This is a genomic window from Mangrovimonas sp. CR14, from assembly GCF_011764015.1.
GTDB lineage: Bacteria > Bacteroidota > Bacteroidia > Flavobacteriales > Flavobacteriaceae > Mangrovimonas > Mangrovimonas futianensis.
This window is the reverse complement of record NZ_JAAFZY010000006.1, coordinates 17,301-39,222: the sequence shown is the minus strand read 5'-3', so window position 1 is coordinate 39,222 and position 21,922 is coordinate 17,301. Positions and strand designations below refer to the sequence as shown.

General features: G+C 37.8%; 18 protein-coding genes and 1 riboswitch. Of the genes, 5 read left to right on the top strand and 13 right to left on the bottom strand.

Going from position 1 to position 21,922, the window contains the following annotated elements; all coding sequences use genetic code 11:
• Positions 1–9: 9 nt before the first annotated feature.
• The 9 genes from GZ212_RS12660 to GZ212_RS12620 all read right to left on the bottom strand — a co-directional run bounded on the left by GZ212_RS12660 (position 10) and on the right by GZ212_RS12620 (position 12,125).
• Positions 10–1,059 carry an NAD(P)/FAD-dependent oxidoreductase gene (locus tag GZ212_RS12660; RefSeq protein WP_166960889.1) on the bottom strand — a complete coding sequence of 350 codons (1,050 nt, stop codon included), beginning with the start codon at positions 1,057–1,059 and terminating at the stop codon, positions 10–12.
• A 13-nt stretch (positions 1,060–1,072) separates the two neighbouring features.
• Positions 1,073–1,648, bottom strand: coding sequence for a bifunctional precorrin-2 dehydrogenase/sirohydrochlorin ferrochelatase (locus GZ212_RS12655; RefSeq protein ID WP_166960887.1), 576 nt, complete (start codon positions 1,646–1,648; stop codon positions 1,073–1,075).
• Between the two features lie 13 nt (positions 1,649–1,661).
• Entirely contained in the window at positions 1,662–2,447 is a 786-nt protein-coding gene (gene cobA, locus GZ212_RS12650; RefSeq protein ID WP_166960884.1) for a uroporphyrinogen-III C-methyltransferase, read from the bottom strand.
• Positions 2,434–4,539: a nitrite/sulfite reductase gene (locus GZ212_RS12645; protein WP_166960882.1), complete on the bottom strand. Its 2,106-nt coding sequence runs from the start codon at positions 4,537–4,539 to the stop codon at positions 2,434–2,436. Before GZ212_RS12645 ends, cobA begins: the two co-directional genes overlap by 14 nt.
• 15 nt (positions 4,540–4,554) lie before the next feature.
• Positions 4,555–5,181 carry a phosphoadenosine phosphosulfate reductase family protein gene (locus GZ212_RS12640; RefSeq protein WP_166960879.1) on the bottom strand — a complete coding sequence of 209 codons (627 nt, stop codon included), beginning with the start codon at positions 5,179–5,181 and terminating at the stop codon, positions 4,555–4,557.
• Between the two features lie 90 nt (positions 5,182–5,271).
• Positions 5,272–5,685 (bottom strand): Rrf2 family transcriptional regulator, encoded by a 414-nt coding sequence (locus GZ212_RS12635; protein WP_053970323.1) that lies wholly within the window; start codon positions 5,683–5,685, stop codon positions 5,272–5,274.
• Between the two features lie 27 nt (positions 5,686–5,712).
• Positions 5,713–6,882 carry a PLP-dependent aspartate aminotransferase family protein gene (locus GZ212_RS12630; protein WP_166960877.1) on the bottom strand — a complete coding sequence of 390 codons (1,170 nt, stop codon included), beginning with the start codon at positions 6,880–6,882 and terminating at the stop codon, positions 5,713–5,715.
• A gap of 6 nt (positions 6,883–6,888) precedes the next feature.
• Positions 6,889–10,284, bottom strand: a complete 3,396-nt coding sequence (gene thrA / locus GZ212_RS12625) for a bifunctional aspartate kinase/homoserine dehydrogenase I (protein ID WP_166960874.1) — start codon at positions 10,282–10,284, stop codon at positions 6,889–6,891.
• An 86-nt stretch (positions 10,285–10,370) separates the two neighbouring features.
• A riboswitch (SAM riboswitch) is annotated at positions 10,371–10,485 on the bottom strand.
• 89 nt (positions 10,486–10,574) lie between these two features.
• Positions 10,575–12,125 (bottom strand): hypothetical protein, encoded by a 1,551-nt coding sequence (locus GZ212_RS12620; RefSeq protein WP_166960872.1) that lies wholly within the window; start codon positions 12,123–12,125, stop codon positions 10,575–10,577.
• Between the two features lie 146 nt (positions 12,126–12,271).
• On the opposite strand from GZ212_RS12620, the gene GZ212_RS12615 reads away from it, so the two are divergent.
• The 4 genes from GZ212_RS12615 (at position 12,272) to leuB (ending at position 16,693) form a co-directional block, all read left to right on the top strand.
• Entirely contained in the window at positions 12,272–13,447 is a 1,176-nt protein-coding gene (locus tag GZ212_RS12615; protein ID WP_053970327.1) for a 2-isopropylmalate synthase, read from the top strand.
• A gap of 1 nt (position 13,448) precedes the next feature.
• Positions 13,449–14,855 carry a 3-isopropylmalate dehydratase large subunit gene (leuC, locus tag GZ212_RS12610; RefSeq protein ID WP_166960870.1) on the top strand — a complete coding sequence of 469 codons (1,407 nt, stop codon included), beginning with the start codon at positions 13,449–13,451 and terminating at the stop codon, positions 14,853–14,855.
• The gene (leuD, locus tag GZ212_RS12605) at positions 14,856–15,440 is read left to right on the top strand and encodes a 3-isopropylmalate dehydratase small subunit (RefSeq protein ID WP_166960867.1); all 585 of its coding nucleotides are present in this window, start codon (positions 14,856–14,858) and stop codon (positions 15,438–15,440) included.
• A 134-nt stretch (positions 15,441–15,574) separates the two neighbouring features.
• The gene (gene leuB, locus GZ212_RS12600) at positions 15,575–16,693 is read left to right on the top strand and encodes a 3-isopropylmalate dehydrogenase (protein WP_166960865.1); all 1,119 of its coding nucleotides are present in this window, start codon (positions 15,575–15,577) and stop codon (positions 16,691–16,693) included.
• Between the two features lie 63 nt (positions 16,694–16,756).
• Here leuB and GZ212_RS12595 read toward each other — a convergent pair whose 3' ends face one another.
• Positions 16,757–17,773, bottom strand: a complete 1,017-nt coding sequence (locus tag GZ212_RS12595) for an LLM class flavin-dependent oxidoreductase (RefSeq protein WP_166960863.1) — start codon at positions 17,771–17,773, stop codon at positions 16,757–16,759.
• A 169-nt stretch (positions 17,774–17,942) separates the two neighbouring features.
• Here GZ212_RS12595 and ppgK point away from each other — a divergent pair, with 169 nt between their 5' ends.
• Positions 17,943–18,695, top strand: coding sequence for a polyphosphate--glucose phosphotransferase (gene ppgK / locus GZ212_RS12590; protein ID WP_166960860.1), 753 nt, complete (start codon positions 17,943–17,945; stop codon positions 18,693–18,695).
• A gap of 4 nt (positions 18,696–18,699) precedes the next feature.
• On the opposite strand, the gene argH is transcribed toward ppgK, so the two are convergent.
• The 3 genes from argH to argB form a co-directional block, all read right to left on the bottom strand.
• Positions 18,700–19,974: an argininosuccinate lyase gene (gene argH / locus GZ212_RS12585; RefSeq protein ID WP_166960858.1), complete on the bottom strand. Its 1,275-nt coding sequence runs from the start codon at positions 19,972–19,974 to the stop codon at positions 18,700–18,702.
• Between the two features lie 87 nt (positions 19,975–20,061).
• Positions 20,062–21,123 (bottom strand): M20 family metallo-hydrolase, encoded by a 1,062-nt coding sequence (locus GZ212_RS12580; RefSeq protein WP_166960856.1) that lies wholly within the window; start codon positions 21,121–21,123, stop codon positions 20,062–20,064.
• On the bottom strand, positions 21,120–21,902 hold the full coding sequence (gene argB / locus GZ212_RS12575) for an acetylglutamate kinase (protein ID WP_166960853.1): 783 nt from the start codon (positions 21,900–21,902) through the stop codon (positions 21,120–21,122). Before argB ends, GZ212_RS12580 begins: the two co-directional genes overlap by 4 nt.
• Positions 21,903–21,922: the final 20 nt, after the last annotated feature.

Here is a 21,922-nt window from a genome sequence, read left to right as displayed (position 1 = left end):
TAAAAAAACTTAATCAATGGCTTGAACCACTGCTTTTGGGGCTTCCTTTCTACTTCCGTCAAAACCATCTACGCCACTTACTGTTGTATATTTTAGAACATATTTTTTTCCTGGATTGATAATTTTATAGGCCGACTGACACATTAAAGTGGCCTCATGGAATCCACATAGAATCAATTTTAACTTTCCTTCATAGGTATTGACATCACCAATGGCAAATACGCCAGGAATATTTGTTTGATAATCCAAAGTATCCACCTTAATCGCATTTTTTTCAATCTCCAGACCCCAATTAGCAATAGGGCCTAACTTTGGTGAAAGCCCGAATAGAGGGATAAAATGATCTGTCTCCAAGACATGCTCCTCCCCTTCTTTGGTGATGGTCAAAGCTTCAACATGTTCAGCACCATGAATAGCCGTTACTTCTGCAGGTGTTATTAAATTTATTTTCCCTAATAATTTTAGTTCCTTCACCTTTTCTACAGAATCCAAAGCCCCTCTAAATTCATTTCTTCTATGAACTAGGGTTACCTCTTCAGCAATATCGGCAAGGAAAATACTCCAATCTAAAGCAGAATCACCACCGCCCGAAATCACGACTTTCTTGCCTCTATATATTTCTGGATTCTTAATAAAATAATCAACCCCTTTTTCTTCATAAAAGGCTAAATTATCTAGCAATGGCTTTCTAGGTTCAAAACTACCCAGCCCTCCTGCAATGGCAACAATTGGGGCGTGGTGCTTAGTCCCCTTATTAGTGGTCACAATAAAAGACCCATCTTCCAATTTCTCAATAGTTTCAGCACGTTCACCTAAAGTGAATCCGGGTTCAAACTGCTTTCCTTGTTCCAATAAATTTTTGGTCAAGTCTCCAGCTAATATTTCTGGAAAACCGGGAATATCGTAAATAGGTTTTTTAGGATAAATCTCAGAACATTGCCCACCTGGTTGAGGCAATGCATCTATTAAATGACATTTCAATTTCAACAATCCAGCTTCAAAAACGGTAAATAGTCCCGTAGGTCCTGCTCCAATAATCAGGATGTCAGTTTTAATCATAACAAGGTTTTGTTTATTCTATTAATCTTTTAGTGAATTCGTTCAAGGCACTAACTTTATAGGCAAAGTCGCCTTTTAGTGTTTGTCGGTACCTGTTTAAGTTCTGCACCAGGTCATCAATATTTTCGGGAAGTACTTCCTCAAAAAACTGTCGTAATCTTTTGGCAGTAGTGGGAGATTTTCCATTGGTTGAAATGGCTATCTTCACATGGCCTTTGGTCACAATACCTCCCAAATAAAAATCACATAATTCTGGAGTGTCTGCCACATTAACCAATAAATTCCTTGCTTTGGCATCATCATGAATTTGTTTATTGACCAAGAATTTATCTGTTGCAGCAATCACCATATCCACATCGGTTAAAAAAGCGGTGTCATAAGCCATATGTATCAGCTGAACATCAAATTTTTCAGCCAATTCCTTCACTTCCTTTTTAAACTGAATGGCCAACATGGTTACCTTGGCATTCGGGCTTGATTTTAATAAAAAGGTTAATTTTTCCAATGCCACATTTCCTCCTCCTACAATCAATGTATGAAGCACATGCATTTTTAAAAATACAGGGTATAAATTATTTCTCTCTTTCATAAATCTTCGCTTATTATGCTACATTTTGATTGGCGTTTAAGTGAATTTGGTTTGCCAAAGAATTTAACTTCGATCTTTGACTCACTACTTCACCAACTACAATAATAGCAGGGTTTGACAATGATTTCTCTCTTACAACGTCTTCAATGGTTTTCACAGTTCCTACCCCAAACTTTTCTTCTGGGGTGGTGCCTTTTTGGATAATAGCCACAGGAACATCCTGTTTCCCAAAAGATGAAAACACCTCCATAATTTGGGGTAATTTTCCCATGCCCATTAAAATTACTACAGTAGCTGTAGATTGAGCAGCCAGTAAGATATCATTAGACATTTCGTGTGACTTGGTGGTTCCTGTAATCACCCAAAAACTTTCAGAGCTACCACGCTTGGTCAATGGGATACCCTGATAGGCAGGAACAGCCAAAGCCGAGGTAATACCTGGAACTACATAAGATTCAACACCAAATTTTTGAACATAATCAATCTCTTCTGATCCCCTGCCAAAAATAAACGGGTCACCACCTTTCAAACGAACCACATGGCCTTTTTGAAAAGCCCTTTGCACAATCAATTCGTTAATTTGTTCTTGCTGATAACTGTAGCAACCTTTTCGCTTCCCAACATAAATAAGTTCGGCATTTTGAGAAGCATATTTCAGCAACTGCTTATTGATTAAGGCATCATACAAAATCACATTTGCAGATTCTATGGCCTTAATACCTTTCAAGGTTATCAATTCTTCATCTCCAGGGCCTGCACCAACAACCGTTAGTTTGGGCACTACATTAACTCGCTTCATAATTCAACTGGTTTTGTCTAAAGGTTTCTATGGTATTAAAAAAACTAATGGCATCATCTGCGTAAGATTCTGCAAATTCCTTTGTAGGCTCTTGTCTCTTAATTTGATAAACCAAATCGGCAAAACTTTCCTTAGAAAGTTCCAAAGCATTATTGGCTATAAATGTTTCATCAAACAATTGGATGATATTGGCTTGGGTATTTGTTTTGATATTTTCTGAAGTCAATAAAGCTTTAGCACCATTGACAAACGACGTGTACGTATGATAAATAGCATCAGACCACTTTTGATCTTCAAAAGAATCTTTTGCCAAATCCAATTTTTCCTTAGCTTCCAACATCAATGTTTGCACTAAATCAATCACCACACCAGCACATTCCCCAACACCGACAGCTTGAATATATTGCTTAGTATTCCCCCAATCAATAAAATCGGAATCCGTTAAATTTTCAGCATCAGACAAGGGCACCAAAAAATCATAAAAATACTTCTGTCCCTGTCTGTCATAGTAACTTAAAAAGTCTTCATCAAACTGGCTGTTTGCTTCAAAATCATCTAATATTTGTCTTAATGCCTCAGGACCTCTTTTAGATGGCAACTTGATAACCTTATCTGCGAAACGTCCTTCCCCATTTCCTAAAACGCCTCCTCCCAGCAATACTTGAACTGCTGGAGCAACCCTTCGGTCTTTGGTTCTGATGGACATGCCCTGAAAACCGATGTGAGCCATATTATGTTGCCCACAGGCATTCATACATCCACTAATTTTGATTGTGATGTCTTGATTACTCACAAATTGCGGATATTCTGCTTGCAACACTCGTTCCAACTCAAGGGCTAAACCGGTACTACTCGCGATTCCTAAATTACAGGTATCTGTACCAGGACATGCGGTTATATCGAGAGTGGAATTGAATCCCAACTCTGTAAATTCCAATTTTGATAATTCCTGAAAAAAGAAGGGCAATAATTCCTCCTTCACATGGCGCAACAAAATATTTTGTCTTAAAGTAAACCTCATTTCATTAGCTGCATACGTTTTGATAAGCGCAGCTAATTTTCTGGCTTTTTCAGTAGAAAAATCACCCAGCTTCACCTTAATCCCTATGGCAAACAATCCGCTTTGTTTCTGTGGAAGGACATTTAAGCGCTTCCAAGTTTCAAATGCTTCGGCATTATAATTTCGAACAATTGGAACCTCAACATTGGTAGTCTGTATATCTGAATCAAATTCAGACGTATCTATATCATAAGTTTGTACTGACAGCGCTTGAACCTCTTCATCAACCAAGGATACGAAGGCATCCAAACCAATATCCTTGACTAAGAACTTCATTCTCGCCTTCAATCTTTTGGCACGCTCCCCATGTCTATCAAAAATTCTTAAAACACCTTCGGTTACCGGAATTAACTTGTTCTCTGGAAGAAACTCATAAAGCACATCAGCATGTCTCGGCTGGGAGCCCAGACCTCCACCCAAAAGTACTTTGAATCCTCGTTTGTTATCTTTAACCTTAGGAATAAACCCAAGATCATGAATATAACTTAGGGCCGTATCATTGTCTGAGGAAGAAAATGACATTTTAAATTTCCTCCCCATTTCCTGACAAACCGGATTTCTTAAAAAATACTGAAACACAGCATGGGCATATGGCGACACATCAAATGGTTCCTCAGGATCAATCCCCGCAGCGGCACTTGCAGTGACATTCCTGACGGTATTACCGCAAGCTTCTCTCAAGGTCACGTCATCTTGTTCCAATTGCGCCCACAATTCTGGCGTGCGCTCCAAACTTACATAGTGAATTTGAATGTCCTGACGGGTCGTAATATGCAACCTTCCTGTTGAAAATTCATCTGAAACATCTGCGATTCTCAGAAGTTGATCTCCCGTCACTTTCCCATACGGCAATTTGATCCTGATCATTTGAACCCCTTGCTGACGTTGTCCATAAACTCCTCTGGCTAAACGCAAACTTCTAAAGCGCTCCTCATCAATTCGACCTTCTTTAAAAAGGCGAATTTTTTTCTCTAACTCAATAATATCCCTCTCGACAATAGGATTTTCTATTTCGGTTCTAAAACTTTGCATTATGTATTCGTTTACTTATTGAAGGTGAATCCCACATTCACGGTTCTTAAGAGCCTTTACAGGATCAAAATACCCGTGATTCTTTGGAAGCTGATTTTCTTCCAAATACTGATCTAATTCTTGATCGCTCCAGTAATAGAACGGACTAACTTTTAAGATGCCATCCTTACTCAAGCTCAAAATGTCTTTTTTATCGCGATATTCGGTTTGGCGCACGCGAATGTTGGTAAACCAAACTTCCGGTTGTAATTCGTTTAAAGCCCTTCTGAAAGGCTCCAATTTTACAGCTTCTGAAAACGCTTTGAAATTGTCATCCTCCAAGTTGGGCAAACCTATAGTAGCTTCAATTTCTTCCCTGCTCAAAAACGGCTGGTATTTATGAATATTTAAGCCATAGGTATCTATTAACTTTTGGGCATGTTCATAGGTTTCTAAATCATTATAAAGGGTATCGCACCAAACGACTTTAATTTTTGGATCATGCTTTGCCATATTACTTAATAAAATGGCAGAATAAACACCAAAACTGGTTGTTACAATTTTATTATTGGTCAATCCCATAGCCCATTGAATAATCTCATTTGGTGATTTTGACTTTAATTTTGTATTCCAGTAATCGATGTCTATATTTTCTAAAATCATGATCTTCTTTAATTTAATACTTTATTCCTATCGGAATAATAGGAATTAAAAGCAAAACTATATAAAAATATTTAATATCCAAGCATTTATTTAATCTTTAAGAATATCGGCCAAGGATTTATTGTTAAAAATTTGGAGGGTACTGTCCCTTACTTCTAACATTAAATTATGAACCGAACAGGTTGTTTCATCTGGGCAATCGTCACATTTTTCATAAAAATTGAGACTCACGCAAGGTACCATGGCTATAGGACCTTCCAAAATTCTCATAATAGGTGCCAATTTAATGTCTTTGGGATCTTTCAAAAGGTAATAACCACCTGTTTTTCCTTTTTTAGACCCCAAAAATCCATTTTTCCGAAGGGTTAAAAGAATGCTTTCCAAAAACTTCCTGGAAATATTTTCACTTTCAGATATCACACTGATTTGAACCGGATGATTGGAGCCCTGTTTAGCCAAATAAGCCAAAGCCTTAAGCCCATATTTAGTTTTCTTTGAAAGCATATTTTCAAAGATAACCAATTTCTTATATCAACCTAATGCTTGATTTAAATCTGCAATAATATCATCCACATGCTCCAATCCAACTGAAATCCTAACCAACCCATCACTGATCCCTACTTCTAGTCTATCGGCTTCACTTAATTTACTGTGGGTCGTACTTGCCGGATGGGTAGCAATGCTTCTGGTATCTCCTAAATTGGCTGAAAGCGAAAACATTTTTAAACGATTTAAAAAATTTCTTCCTGCCTCAATACCTCCTTTTATTTCAAAAGCGACAATGTTTCCGCCTTTCTTCATTTGCTTTTTGGCTATTTCATATTGCGGATGTGATTTCAGAAAAGGATATTTCACGAACTCAACGTGCTCATTACCTTCCAAAAACTCAGCCACCTTTATGGCGTTATCACAATGCCTATCCACCCTAACGGCCAAAGTCTCCAAACTTTTTGACAACACCCAAGCATTGAATGGTGATAAAGCAGGTCCTGTATTTCTGGCAAACAAATATATTTCCCGTATCAAATCTTTACTACCCACAACAACACCTCCCAATACACGACCTTGACCATCTATCAACTTGGTTGCAGAATGCAATACCAAATCGGCTCCAAATGCAATAGGATTTTGCAAGTAAGGGGTTGCAAAACAATTATCAATGATCAATAACAATTGATGTTTTTTAGCAATGGATGCCAATAGTTCCAAATCCAAAATATCTACTGCCGGATTTGTTGGTGTCTCTGCATATAGAATTTTGGTGTTGGGCTGAATCAAACTTTCTATTTTCTCAACTTCATTGACTTTAAAATAGCTTGTTTCAATATGCCACTTAGGTAAAAACTTGGTAAACAAAGTATGTGTGGATCCAAAGACACTTCTACAGGATACCACATGATCACCTGCATTCAACAAGGCGGCAAAGGTTGAAAATACGGCACCCATACCGGTAGCAAAAGCATATCCTGCTTCAGCGCCTTCCATTTTACAGATCTTATCCACAAATTCAGAATTGTTTGGATTTGTAAAACGACTGTATATGTTTCTCTCTTTTTCTTCAGCAAAGGAGGCACGCATATCTTCGGCATCTTCAAACAAGAAACTACTTGTAATATGAATAGGAGTTGAATGCTCTAAATATTGAGAACGCTCCATTTGCGTTCTTATCGCATCTGTCTCAAAATGATTTTTACTGCTCATTTTCTTTTAATTTATATGTTTTGACAATCTTAAGATATCTCCAAAGACTCCTCTGGCGGTCACCTTGGCTCCAGCGCCAGCTCCTTGGATTACAATGGGTTGTTCCCCATAAGATTCTGTAAATATTTCTATTATGGCATCTGCGCCCTTAACCTGACCCAATGCACTATCTGCTGGAACAGATACCAACTTCACTTCCAAATTTCCTTTGTCTAACTGCAAGTCACCAGACAAATCACCCACATATCTTAATACATGATTGGTTTTCTGATTGTCTTTGATCTTTTGAAATACATCATCCAATTCCTCTAAGCGATCTAAAAACTCACTGACTGATATGCTTCTATAGGCTTCAGGCACCAAATTTTGAACCGATACATCTTCAAATTCATTTTCCAGGTCCAGTTCTCTAGCCAAAATCAACAATTTTCTAGCCACGTCATTTCCTGAAAAATCCTCACGAGGATCTGGTTCTGTAAATCCGTTTTGTACCGCATCTTTGACAATGGCACTAAAAGAAACATCTTCAATTGAAAAGCGATTAAACAAATAACTCAATGTTCCCGAGAAAACCCCTCTTATCCTCGTTATGTTTTCTCCTGATTCATGTAGCAATTTAATGGTATCAATCAATGGTAAACCAGCCCCTACTGTAGTCTCATAAAGATACTGTTTATTATGTTGCTTTAATTGATTTCGCAATTCGGCATAAAAGTCATGAGAAATGGTATTGGCTATTTTGTTTGAGGATACCAAATCAAACCCTGCCTCTACCAAGGGGATATAATTTTCATGAAATTGTGGGTTAGCCGTATTATCTACAGCAATCAAATTTTCCAGATGATTGGTTTTTGCATAAGCAACTACATCTTCAACCGAATAATTTTCAAGTCCTTGGTGTACGGATTCTTTCCAATTTTCTGTGAGTCCATATTTGCTTAAGCCTACTTTCTTGGAGTTTCCGATGGCAAAAATATTCAGATTGATTCCCTTTCTATTCTCAATGTCTGTTTTGGTTTTTAATATTTGGTCTATTAAGGTTCCTCCTACCAAACCATGCCCAAATATGGCAATGTTCACTTTTTTGGAAACTCCAAATATCTCACCATGGATCACATTTAAGGCCTTGTGAAGCTCTTTTTTCTGAACGACCAAGCTCACATTTTTACCAGTCACTGTATTGTTAAAAAGCAAAGGCGTAATTTGGTTTTTAATCAAGGCATTAAACGGTTTGTGGAACGAACTAAGTTCAATCCCAATGATTGAAATAACAGCCACATCATCTACGACTCCTATTCTATTCACATCTTGGGAATAAAAATCTCTTTCAAACTCCTGTTCCAAAGCTATTACTGCCTGAGCCGCTTTACTTGATTGGATAACCAACCCTATACCTCTTTCAGAAGACCCTTGGGAAACAATACTCACACTAATTCCATAGTTACTGAGCGCTTTAAAAATTCTGGCATCCACTCCTACTTTACCCAAAAGGCCTCTTCCTTCCAAATTAACCAACGCTACATCTTCCAAAACTGATAAGGAAGTGACATTTTTACTATTCGGTTTTGCCGAAATCAAGGTTCCTTCATCTTCTGGATTAAACGTATTCAAAATACGAAGGCTGATATTCTTTTCTACCAAAGGGATAATCGTTTTGGCATGTAATACACTCGCTCCAAAATTGGCTAATTCATTAGCCTCATTAAAGGAAAGCTCTCTTATTTTTTGGGCATCTTCCACCAAATCAGGATTAGCCGTATAGATTCCGTTGACATGGGTAAAGTTTTGTAATTCTTCGGCATCCAAATAATTCGCTAACAAAGAAGCTGAATAATTACTTCCATTTCTACCTAAAAGTGTCGTTTCTCCTTCAGCATCTGAACCTATAAACCCAGTCACTATAGGCAGCGTATTTATAGGTAATGATTTAAAAAATGAGACTACACGCTCTTTGGAAGCTTTCTCCTTGGGTTGGGCATTTAAATAATCTGAATCTGTTAAAAGCAATTTTCTGGAGTCGACCGCTAGTGCATTGTAACCTTTAGACCTTAGTGTTTCGGCTAAAAGATTTACAGATAATAATTCACCAAAGGCCAAAACATGCGCTTTGATTCTATCACTATAATCACCAAGCAATTTGACTCCTTCCAAAATATTGTGCAGTTCTTGGAATTCCTGAGATAAATCAATACCTGGTAAAGGCTCTAACTGATAGTTTTTAAAACTTTCAAAATCTGCTTCAAAGTCCCCTTTTTTAGCTGCCTTGTCTAACAAGGCTTCCAATTGATCAGTTGCTTTTCCTCTGGCTGAAGCCACCACCGCTATTCTGTCACCATCAGACACTTTACTTTCAATAATAGAAAGAACACGATTTAAACCTTCACCATTTGACAAGGATTTTCCGCCAAACTTCAACACCTTCAATCGCTTATTTTTGGATTCGGAATTGAAAATAGGCTCAATGATTTTTTCCAATTGATTGAATTCTATCAAAAAGGCGTCATGACCATGAGAAGAGTGAATTTCACTATAAGTTACATTGGGATGCGTTTGCGCCAATTGTCTTTGAGTTTCTCTATTTTCCTCAGCCGTAAAAAACAAATCAGAATCTACCCCTACGATGGAAATGGTAGATTTAATAGTTTCAAGAACTTGAACATTATCACCTCGCCCCTTAGTGACATCGATAGTCTTCAGCAGTTGGTTCATCAACTTGTAAGCCGATAACTGAAAGCGCTCCTGAAGTTTTTCGCCATGGTGTAGCAACCAACTTTCTACATTGAATATTTCTAATTCATCGTTAATACTTCTTTGAAATCGTTCTTTAAAAGACTGTGGCGTTCGGTAACACAACATCGCATGCATACGTGCATCATGAACAGGATTGTTTGAATTTACCAAAAACTGTTCTTGAATTTGACAATTGGCAATTAGCCAATCTGTCGATTTCCAATCGGTAGCAACTGGGATTAAATATTGCGCCAATTTAGGAGCCAAAAAGGCCATTTCCCAAGCAATTCCTCCCCCTAGGGACCCTCCTATCAAGGCATAAAGATTCTTGATTCGTAACTCTTCGAGACCCAATAAAAATATTTTAGCAATATCTCGAGCTACAAAATCCTTGTAGTTTTCTATGACAAATCCGTCATAGCCATTCCCAGGAATGTTAAAGGCCAAAATGGTGTAAACTTTGGTGTCTATAACCTTACCATCGCCAATTAAATCACGCCACCAACCTGAATCTCCTGCCACATTACTGTTGCCCGTGAGTGCATGGTTTACCAGAACAATTGGAGCCTGGTTAAGTGGTGGACCAAACGTTTGGAAAGACAATTTAATATCTGTCTTTTTACCACTTTCCAAAACAAATTGTTCTAGATTAATATACTGTAAATCTTTCATTTCTTTTCACAAAAAAACATGCAAATGCAATTGCACAAATTATTAATATGTTAAAAAGAAAAGTATAAATAGGGAAGTAATCCACCTAGTTATCTGCCATACAAATACCGAAGCATTTGAGTAGAATTTAGCACCTTCTTTGAGGTCAAAGGGTTGCTAAGGTTTCACAGGGTCTATTCCCTCCACCTTTCTTGATAACGAAACATTAAGTTATTGAACTTTGATGTTGCAAATATTCAATCAGAAAAATTTAATATCCAAATAAATTCGGCTTTTTCTAAAATATTTATCTACTGGGTGCCAAAATGCTCATAGTATTTCTCTCTGATAATTTCAGAAACCGGTCGATTTTGAATATTACTTTCCAACCAGGAAATAATATCCAAATACAAAAAGGCACGACGTTCATAAGGATGGTTTTCATACACCTTCAGTCTTTTGTGTAGCTCAATAAAGGCCTTTTTAATATCTTGGGGATAGATATCCTGTAAACCTCTAATAAACTTGATCATCTCTTTTTGCACTTCATACATATCATCAATCTTGATGAGAAATTTATAAGTATCCCGCAATAAAGCCTCGATGTGGTAATCATACCCGCCCTCATAATGTGCAACCACATTTAAAACCCTAGCAAAGCATTGCAAATCTTCTCTCATCGCTATGGATTTGGTGGTAATAATTTTATTCAAGTATCGAATACATTCCTTGTAATTTTCAGCTCCAAAATGCATACTAGCAAATTTGTAGTTGAAAATCATTCTGTGATGTTCATCAATCCGGTCCGTGTATTTGACCAATTCGGCTTCAATTTTGGGGATTAGATGCAAGCCATCTTTAAAACTCCCATCAAAAAAATAATAGTTTACGCGATGTATATTGAGATATAAAAAAGTTAGAGCATCTACATTTTCATCGATGGTAAAACTTTTATTGGTAACTAACGCTTCAAATTTATCCAGATGATATTTGAATTTTTCTTTGTTGTTGATATAAAATAGGGACTCCAACAAATAGTTTTGCCCCTTAGCAAAAAACACTGGATTCAAATTGACCATACTCGGATTTTGGTCATATAACTTCACCCATTTTAAGGCATATTTAAAGCAGTTTAAGAAATCCTGCAACAGGAAACTGTACCAAAAATACGACCTGTAAAGCCATAATTTTTCCCTAAACCCTAAGTCTTCCAAATCATATTTAGGCAAGCGCGCATTAAAATAGTCATGAATTTCTTGGGCGTCCTTTTCATTTTTGGCGTATCCAAATTTGAGGAACAAACCATAGAGTTGAAGTGACAAATTGGATAACTTACTCGTAATCACATTCGCTTGACTTAACTTTTTAGCCTGAATAGTCAGCTCATCCGCCCGCCCGCTTATACTCCTTGTAATATATTGAGCCTCTATAACCTTTTCCAACTCTACCACCTCAAATGCCAAATTCTTTTCCTCATTTTGAATCGCTATTTCTTTTGATTTATCCAAAATCTTTAAAGCTTGCTTATATAGTCCTTTATGATAAAGAATCGAGGCAAAATCCAGTTGTTCTCGCAATTGGGAACGTACATTTTGATGAGAAGGATTCAACCTAAGGCTGATCAAGATCTGCTTATAGAGGTGCGATTTCACATTGGCCAATTGCTGCTTCTTGATATCGCCATTTTTCAAAATAGCATCTTCATCATACACGGATAGCTTATCCAAAATATTGAATAAATTCAAAAATTTGGAATCTTCATTTACTCCAAGCCGACCAACATACAATTTGAACTGTCTTTTTTCTGATTTTGTCATCGACTTAACCAGTGAAAACAAATTATCTTTTTGATCTTTAACCATCAAATAATTAAGATTTTAAATTATTGATTTTAAGCTGTTTATTATATTTTTTTTCATTTGAACATCGTAACAACTCCTGCCCTTTCATAACCATTTCTTAATCCAAATTATAAATTCGTATAACAATACAAAAATTTATTTTTTAAATGTCTAAAGAGAAAGTACAAATTTTTGACACCACATTAAGAGATGGAGAACAAGTTCCGGGATGCAAATTAAACAAAGAACAAAAACTTATTATTGCTGAACGTTTGGACTTTTTGGGTGTAGATGTGATTGAGGCAGGGTTTCCTGTTTCAAGTCCGGGAGATTTTGATGCGGTACAAGCCATTGGAAAAATTGTAAAAAATGCCACCGTATGTGGACTCACACGAGCAGTTGAAAACGATATTAAGGTAGCAGCTGAAGCTTTGAAATCTGCTGCCAAACCAAGAATCCATACAGGTATTGGCACTTCTGATTCGCATATTAAATTCAAGTTTAACTCCACTCGAGAAGCTGTTATTGAACGCGCATTCAAAGCAGTGGCCTATGCCAAATCCTTTGTAGAAGACGTCGAATTTTATGCTGAAGATGCCGGTAGAACAGATAATGAGTTTTTAGCACGGGTATGTGAAAAAGCTATTGAAGCTGGAGCTACCGTTTTAAATATCCCAGATACTACAGGATATTGCTTACCAAGTGAATACGGTGCCAAAATCAAATATTTAAGAGAAAATGTCAAGGGCATAGAAAAAGCCATTTTATCTTGTCATTGCCATAACGATCTTGGATTGGCCACAGCCAATTCCATTGAAGGAGTTATTAATGGGGCACGTCAAATTGAATGTACCATTAATGGTGTGGGTGAAAGAGCTGGAAATACAGCTTTGGAAGAAGTAGTCATGATATTGAAACAACATCCTTATCTTAATTTAGATACTGGAATACGCACTAAAGAATTATACGGAATTAGCCAACTGGTTCAGGAACAAATGGGTGTTTACACGCAACCCAATAAAGCTATTGTAGGTAGCAATGCCTTTGCCCATAGCTCGGGAATCCATCAAGATGGCGTTATTAAAAATCGTGAAACTTATGAGATTATTGACCCTAGGGATGTAGGTGTGACAGAATCAGCCATAGTCCTGACAGCTAGAAGCGGAAGAGCTGCTTTGGCTTACCGTGCCAAGAACATAGGTTATGAACTTACCAAGCTTCAATTGGATGAAATTTATGCTTCATTCTTAAATTATGCCGATAAGAAAAAAGAAGTTTGTGATGATGACATCCATCAAATAATTGAGAGCAGTGCCATTTATAGACAAATAATTTCAGCCTAATATGGGAAAGACCTTATTCGATAAAGTATGGGATGCTCACGTTGTCGACTCCATTGATAACGGACCTCAGGTATTATATATAGACAAACATTTAATTCACGAAGTTACTAGTCCGCAAGCCTTTAAGGAACTTGAGGAACGAAACATTCCTATTTTTAGACCAGATCAAATTGTTGCTACTGCAGACCATAATACCCCAACAGTAAATCAACATTTACCAGTTAGGGATGAACTTTCCAGAAACCAATTAAAACAACTGGCTGAAAATTGTGAGAAAAATGGTATCACTTTATACGGTCTTGGCCATCCATATAATGGAATTGTTCATGTGATGGCACCTGAACTTGGAATTACCCAACCTGGAATGACCATGGTTTGTGGAGATAGTCACACTTCCACACATGGTGCCTTTGGAAGTATTGCCTTTGGAATTGGAACAAGCCAAGTAGCTCAAGTTTTTGCAAGCCAATGTTTGCTTTTGACTAAACCCAAAAGTTTGAGAGTGAGCGTTAATGGGAAACTAAAAAATGGTGTTCTTCCTAAGGATGTCATTCTGTATATTATTTCCAAAATAGGAACCAATGCAGGAACTGGATACTTCTGTGAATATGCAGGCGATGTGTTTGAAGATATGAGCATGGAAGGAAGAATGACCGTCTGCAATATGAGTATCGAAATGGGTGCTCGAGGCGGTATGATTGCTCCAGACCAAACCACTTTTGATTATGTAAAAGGAAGGGAATTTGCTCCAAAAGGTGAGGAATTTGATAAAAAAGTATCCTATTGGAAAACCCTACCATCAGATGAAGATGCCGTTTTTGACAAAGAATACACCTTTGATGCAGCTGATATAGAACCTATGGTTACCTATGGAACCAATCCTGGAATGGGAATCAAAATCAATGCACGTATTCCAGAATTAAACGATGCCTCTTTTGAAAAATCCTTGCAATACATGGATTTTAAAAAAGGTGAATATATGCTGAACAAACCTATCAATTATGTATTTATAGGCAGTTGTACCAATTCCAGAATTGAAGATTTTAGAGTTGCAGCCCAGTTTATTAAAGGAAAACAAAAAGCTGATAATGTAACAGCCTGGTTGGTACCAGGAAGTAAGCAAGTAGAATCACAAATTGAAGCTGAAGGACTGAAAGACATTTTTGAAGCCGCTGGATTTGAATTGCGACAACCAGGATGTTCTGCCTGTCTTGCCATGAATGATGATAAAATACCACAGGGAGAATACTGTGTATCAACTTCAAATAGAAATTTTGAAGGAAGACAGGGACAAGGCGCAAGAACCATTTTAGCGAGTCCCTTAGTAGCGGCGGCGACCGCTGTAGCAGGTAAAATTGTAGATGTTACCAAATTATTGGAACACAGTTATGAAGAAGAATTGATTTAAATGGAAAAATTCACCACATTACATAGTTCAGCCATCCCATTAGATATCGAAAATATTGATACCGATCAAATCATCCCTGCCCGCTTTCTAAAAGCCACGGACAAACAAGGATTTGGCGATAATGCCTTTCGGGATTGGCGTTTTGATAAAGAAGGAAACCCTAACAAAGATTTTGTACTCAACGACCCTAAGTTTTCTGGAAGTATTTTAGTTGCAGGAGACAATTTTGGTTGCGGATCTAGTAGGGAACATGCAGCATGGGCCTTAGTTGGATACGGCTTTAAAGTGATTGTTTCCAGTTTTTTTGCCGACATTTTTAAAGGAAATGCATTAAACAATGGTTTGCTGCCCGTACAGGTGTCACCACCATTTTTAAAGCAGCTTTTAGATTTAATCCAAGCAAAACCAGACACTCAGATCACAGTAGATTTAGAAAACCAGACCATATTTGTGGCGCCTACAGACTTAAAGGAATCCTTTGATATTGATCCCTACAAAAAAACCTGTATGATCAATGGTTATGATGACATTGATTATTTACTGAGCAAAAAGAAAGAAATAGAACAATTTGAGGCCGCCCTTTAGGTGGCTTTTTGCGTTAGCGGTTGCAGTGGCATCCTTTTGTTGATGTCGAGCAAAGCGAGAACATGAAACACAAGATATAACGAAAAACGCGACCCGAAGGGAAACGTCCAAAACAACAACGAACAAAAACACTCATGAAACTGAATATTGCCGTTTTATCAGGAGATGGCATTGGTCCCGAAGTGACCGATCAAGCCATCAAAGTATTGAAAGCTATAGCTGTAGAATTTGATCACACCTTCCTTTTCTCATCGGCTCCAGTTGGAGCTATTGCCATAGATGAAACTGGAAATCCACTACCGGACAGCACCCTTGATTTATGCAAAAAAAGTGATGCCGTTTTATTTGGGTCTATTGGAGACCCTAAATATGATAACGATCCCAATGCTAAAGTTCGCCCAGAACAAGGGTTATTGAAACTAAGAAAAGAATTGGGCTTATACGCCAATATTCGTCCGGTAAAAGCCTATGATATGCTTTTGGATAAGTCTCCCTTGAAAAAAGAGAACATTCAAGGAACCGACATCAGCATCTATAGGGAACTGACAGGAGGTATTTACTTTGGGGAGAAAAAGCAAAATGAGGAAGGCACTTGGGCTTCTGACTTATGTGAATATTCCAAAGAAGAAATAGAGCGAATTTCCCATCTGGCATTCAAAGCGGCTCAAGCTCGCAGGAGCAAGTTAACACTTGTTGACAAAGCCAATGTATTGGAAACATCGCGCTTATGGAGAAAAGTTGTAAAACAAGTTGCCGAGTCCTATCCAGATGTGGAATTGGATTTCTTATTTGTAGACAACGCAGCAATGCAAATGATCTTAAATCCGAAACAATTTGATGTCATCTTAACAGAGAATATGTTTGGTGATATTATTAGTGATGAGGCCAGCGTAATAGGTGGAAGTATTGGTTTATTGGCATCAGCTTCTGTAGGTGACAAACATGCCTTATTTGAACCCATTCACGGCTCATATCCACAGGCGACAGGAAAAGGAATTGCCAACCCCGTAGCCTCCATTTTATCAGCAGCTATGTTGTTAGATCATTTCGAACTTTATCAAGAGGCCGAATTAATCAGAAAGGCCGTTGAAAAGTCCTTACAATTAAACATCACGACTCCAGATTTAAATCCGGATTCTGAAAATATTACCACAAGTAAAGTTGGAGATTTCATTGAGGATTATATTAATAACCCTCAAGATTCCAACATCAATTTTCAAAACTTACATTTGGGTCAGTCTACCATTATTTAAGTCCTCCCTAAATGAATGATTAATAGTTTAAAAGCACCACTCTGGGGTGCTTTTTAGCTTCTATTAAATTCCATTGATTTCATTCATGATTTCTGAAAACAACTGATAAGAACGCCTCCTGTCTTGAGGATCAAAGGTATTGGTCACTACCATCAATTCATCTACCTTGTTTTCCGCTAAGAATTTTTCAGTCTCTTCCTTGACCTTCTTTTTATCACCTACCACTGAAAAACGCAACATCTGTTGAACTGATGGGTTCATCAAAATGCTTTTTAATTCCGAAGTCATTTGGGTGGGAGGTGTTAAATACTCCCGTTTCCCCATAAATAGGTTCATCACCATTCTTATAGGCGATGTAAACATCATCTCAGCCTTTTCCAATGTATCTGCCGCAATAACATTCACGCCAGCAATCACATAAGGCTGGGATAAAAATTGAGAAGGTGTAAAATCATGTCTGTAAATTTGGAGTGCCTCATGAAAGTGAGCCGTTGCGAAATGACTAGCAAAAGCATAGGGCAGCCCCAATCTAGCAGCTAGTTTGGCACTATCCGTACTGGATCCCAAAATATAAATAGGAACCTGAACGCCTTCTGCAACTGTGGCACGGACCTTATTTTGAACATTGTCAAGTGAAAAATACTGCTGGATATCAGCCACCTCATCAGGAAACCTCATAGTAGCCTGCATTCTATCCGACCTAATCGCATTGGCCGTATCGGCATCGGTACCCGGCGCACGTCCCAACCCCAAATCTATTCTATCGGGATATAACGTTCCAAGGGTCCCAAACTGTTCAGCTACAATGAGGGGGGAATGGTTAGGCAACATAATTCCTCCCGAACCGACCCGAATACTTTTGGTGTTTTCAGCAATATAACCTATCAAAATAGAAGTCGCAGAACTAGCTATATTGATGGAATTATGATGTTCTGCCAACCAAAATCGATGATATCCCAAAGATTCAACCAATTGGGCCAACTCCAACGTATTGGAGAAAGTTTCTTTGACTTGGCTGCCTTCATTTACAAAGGCTAATTCTAGCATGGAGTATTTTACTTCACTCAATTCTCTAATCATTTTTATATGACGTGAAATTATTAAAATGAATACGGAATGGTCTTAATATTATGTTAGAAATTAAAGGATCACAACATAGTCTACACCATTTAATTTGAAAATGCATGAATCAGTTTTGAATGGTTCCGTTGATAATGTTTAAATTTACAATATCATCAAAAACACTTGTATGCAAATTTTAGGAATCGACATTGGAGGAAGTGGTATGAAAGGTGCCATAGTAAATACCATAACAGGGGAACTAATCACAGAACGATTTCGTATTCCTACGCCCAAATCGAGAACTCCAGATGCCATGGCTGAAGTATTTAAGGATATTGTGGCTCATTTTGATTATTCGGGCCCCATTGGTTGTGGTTTCCCTAGCATAATCAAGCATGGAATTTGTAAAGCCTCAGGAAATTTACATGATGAATGGGACCATGTCAATGTCGAAGAATTATTCTCTAAAGCCTGTAAGCAATCAGTAACCGTTATCAATGACGCCGATGCTGCTGGATATGCCGTTATGAACTATGGTATAGGGCAAGGAAAATCAGGATTGGTTGTCACTATTACCATTGGAACCGGTTTGGGCAGTGGTGCCTTCTATGATGGAAAATTAATACCCAACTTTGAATTGGGCCAAATCCCATATAAGAAATACAAAAAAATAGAACAATGGGCCGCCAATTCGGTCAAAGAAAAAAAGAACCTCAGCTTTAAAAAATGGGGTAAGCGCTTTAATACCTTTTTAGAATTAGTAGACACTATTATTTGTCCGGATTTCATCATTTTAGGTGGTGGCACCTCTGATGATTTTGACAAATTCAAAAAGTATATTAAAATAGAAACACCCGTAGCCCCAGCACACCTTGGCAACCATGCCGGAATCATTGGCGCTGCTTGTGCGGCCACTCACAAAATCCCAAAATCATATTAGGAACCTACTCAGGAAATTTCGCCCTAATTTTATCTAACCTGAGGTTCCCCATGCTCCCAACATGCACATGCTGTTTTGACATATCGGGCACATAGGTACCATCTTGTACTTCAGCCCCAATTTTTTTATAAGCATCTCTAAAACTCATCCCCGACTCGACTAGTGTATTGATATTATCCACTGTAAAGAGATACTGATATTTGGGATCATTTAAATCAATTTCCTTCACTTGAATCTGCTTAATGGCATAATTAAAAATATCTAACAAGTCCTTTGTATCCTCTATCGCTCCAATCATATTTTCCTTTAGTAATTGGTAATCCCGATGATACCCACTCGGCAAATTATTAGTGATCAAGGTCATTTCCAAAGGTAAACTTTGCAGTTTATTACTCTTGCCACGGATTAGCTCAAAAACATCTGGATTCTTTTTATGGGGCATGATGCTGCTTCCTGTGGTTAATTCATCTGGAAAGGAAATGAAACCAAAGTTTTGGCTCATATACAAACAAATGTCCATCGAGAATCTAGCTAGCGTATTTGTCAAACTTGATATGGCCATAGACAAAGTTCGTTCCGCTTTTCCACGGCTCATTTGTGCTGCCACAACATTATATTTCATGGATGTAAATCCTAAAGCTTTCGTAGTAAACTCTCTGTCTATAGGAAACGAACTTCCATATCCGGCAGCTGAACCCAACGCATTCTGATCGACTGTTTTTAAGGCTGCTTGCAATAAATAAACGTCATCTACCAACATCTCGGCAAAAGCGGAAAACCACAACCCAAAAGACGATGGCATAGCAACCTGCAAATGGGTGTACCCAGGAAGTAACCTATCTTTATAAGTGCCTGCCAAGTCCAGGAGTGTTTCAAAAAGAACTTTTGACTTACCGAGAATCTCTTTTAAATTTTCTTTGTAATACAACTGAAGGGCTACCAAAACTTGATCATTTCTAGATCTAGCCGTATGGATTTTTTTTCCTACGTCCCCATAAGTCTTGGTCAATTCAAATTCAATCTTGGAATGCACATCTTCAAATTGGTCTTCAATAGCAAACGTTCCATTTTCCAGTTGCTCTGATAACATTTTAAGACCTTCTTCCAGTTGTTTCAACTCACCTTCGGAAAGAATTTCCACTTCCTTCAACATCTGTGCATGGGCCAAAGAGGCCTGAACGTCATATCTGGCGATAAACATATCGATCTCACGATCATTCCCAACTGTAAACTGCTCTATTTTTTTATCGATAGAAATCCCCTTATCCCAAAGCTTCATTTTTTATAGATATTAGAATCAAGACCGCTTCGCTTTTAGAACCTAGATTTAAAAATATTGGTTCTGCAATCTTGACTATTGGTTCATTTAAAATACTTTCTTTAATAATTCAATATAAATCTTTATCCCTTCCTCTATTTCTTCCAAGTGAATAAACTCATCTGCAGAATGTGACCTCGTACTATCCCCAGGCCCCAGTTTTAATGAGGGACAAGATAAGACTGCCTGGTCGGATAAAGTTGGGGAACCGTAGGTTGTTATTCCCATCTCAATACCAGCTTGAACCAATGGATGAGACACAGGAATAGATGACGAATTCAACCTCAAACTTCTCGGAATCAAGCTATCTACAGGGGCCTTCTTCATTAATATCTCTGCTACCTCTTGATTGGAGTATTGATCATTCACCCGACAATCTATGACCAAATCCACATTGGCAGGAATCGCATTATGTTGTTTTCCTCCATGAATTTGGGATACGGTCAGCTTGACCTCTCCCAAAGTCTCAGATACTTTCTCAAATTTAAAATCTCGGAACCATTCTAATACCTTAATGGTATTATAAATGGCATTATCATCATTCGGGTGGGCGGCATGACTGGGTGTTCCTTTTACAACGGCATCAAACACAACCAAGCCCTTTTCGGCTACAGCCAAATTCATTAAAGTAGGTTCTCCTACTATGGCTACATCAATTTTAGGAATGATAGGAAGCATACTGTTCAATCCTTTATCCCCACTACTCTCTTCCTCTGCCGATGCCACAATTACCAAGTTATAAGCTAAATCCCTTTTTTCATAAAAATAGGTGAACGTTGCAATCAATGACACCAAACAACCCCCAGCATCATTGCTTCCTAAACCAAATAATTTTCCATCTTCAACGAGAGCTTTAAACGGATCCTTAGTATAACCGTTATTCGGTTTAACCGTATCATGATGGGAATTGAGCAACAAAGTAGGCTTGGAAGCATCAAAATACTTATTGATGGCCCAAACATTATGGTCGGTTCTATTAAAAGGAATTTTATGATTTGTAAACCAATTTTCAATATGGTGCGCTGTTCCATCTTCCTCCGATGAGAAAGATGGCGTTTCTATAAGTTGTTTTAACAACTCGATGGCTTCCTGTGTAAGCTGTTCTATCATAAAACCAAGGTTGTAAATTTTTGATTTGTGTTTGAAATGATGGTTGGGTTTCCTATAATCACTTTAGAAACGCCCTTTTTTAGTCCTTCAAAACAATTGTGCACTTTGGGTAACATCCCTTCTGAAATGACCCCTTCAGACACCAATTCTTTATAAGTTTCCAAATTGATTTGTTCAATTATGGACTGATCGTCTTCAATAGAACGTAACACGCCGTTCTTCTCAAAGATATAAATCAATGACACCTCATATTTTGAAGACATAGCTATGGCCAATTCCGAAGCAATCGTATCTGCATTGGTGTTTAAAAGCTGCCCCATCTTATCATGGGTAATAGCACAAAATACGGGCACCAAATTATTTTCGAGGAGTAGTGCAATCTGCCCCTCATTAATTTCATCGACATCGCCTGCAAATCCATAATCCAGATCTTTCACTTCCCTTTTATGGGACCTAATGACATTGGCATCGGCTCCAGACAAACCAATCGCATTTGATCCAAACGATTGTAATTGGGCAGCTATATTCTTATTCAACAACCCAGCATAAACCATAGTAACAATCTCCAAATTGGATTGGTCTGTAATTCGACGACCATCAACCATTTTTGCCTCTACACCCAACTTGGCGGCCAATTCTGTGGCTCGCTTTCCTCCTCCATGAACTAAAATTTTCTTACCTTCTATTTTGGAAAAGGCCAATAAAAATTCGGCTAAAGCCTCTTGATTATTGATAATATTACCTCCAATTTTTATAATTTGAAGCGGTTCTTTACTCATTGATACACATTTTAAATATC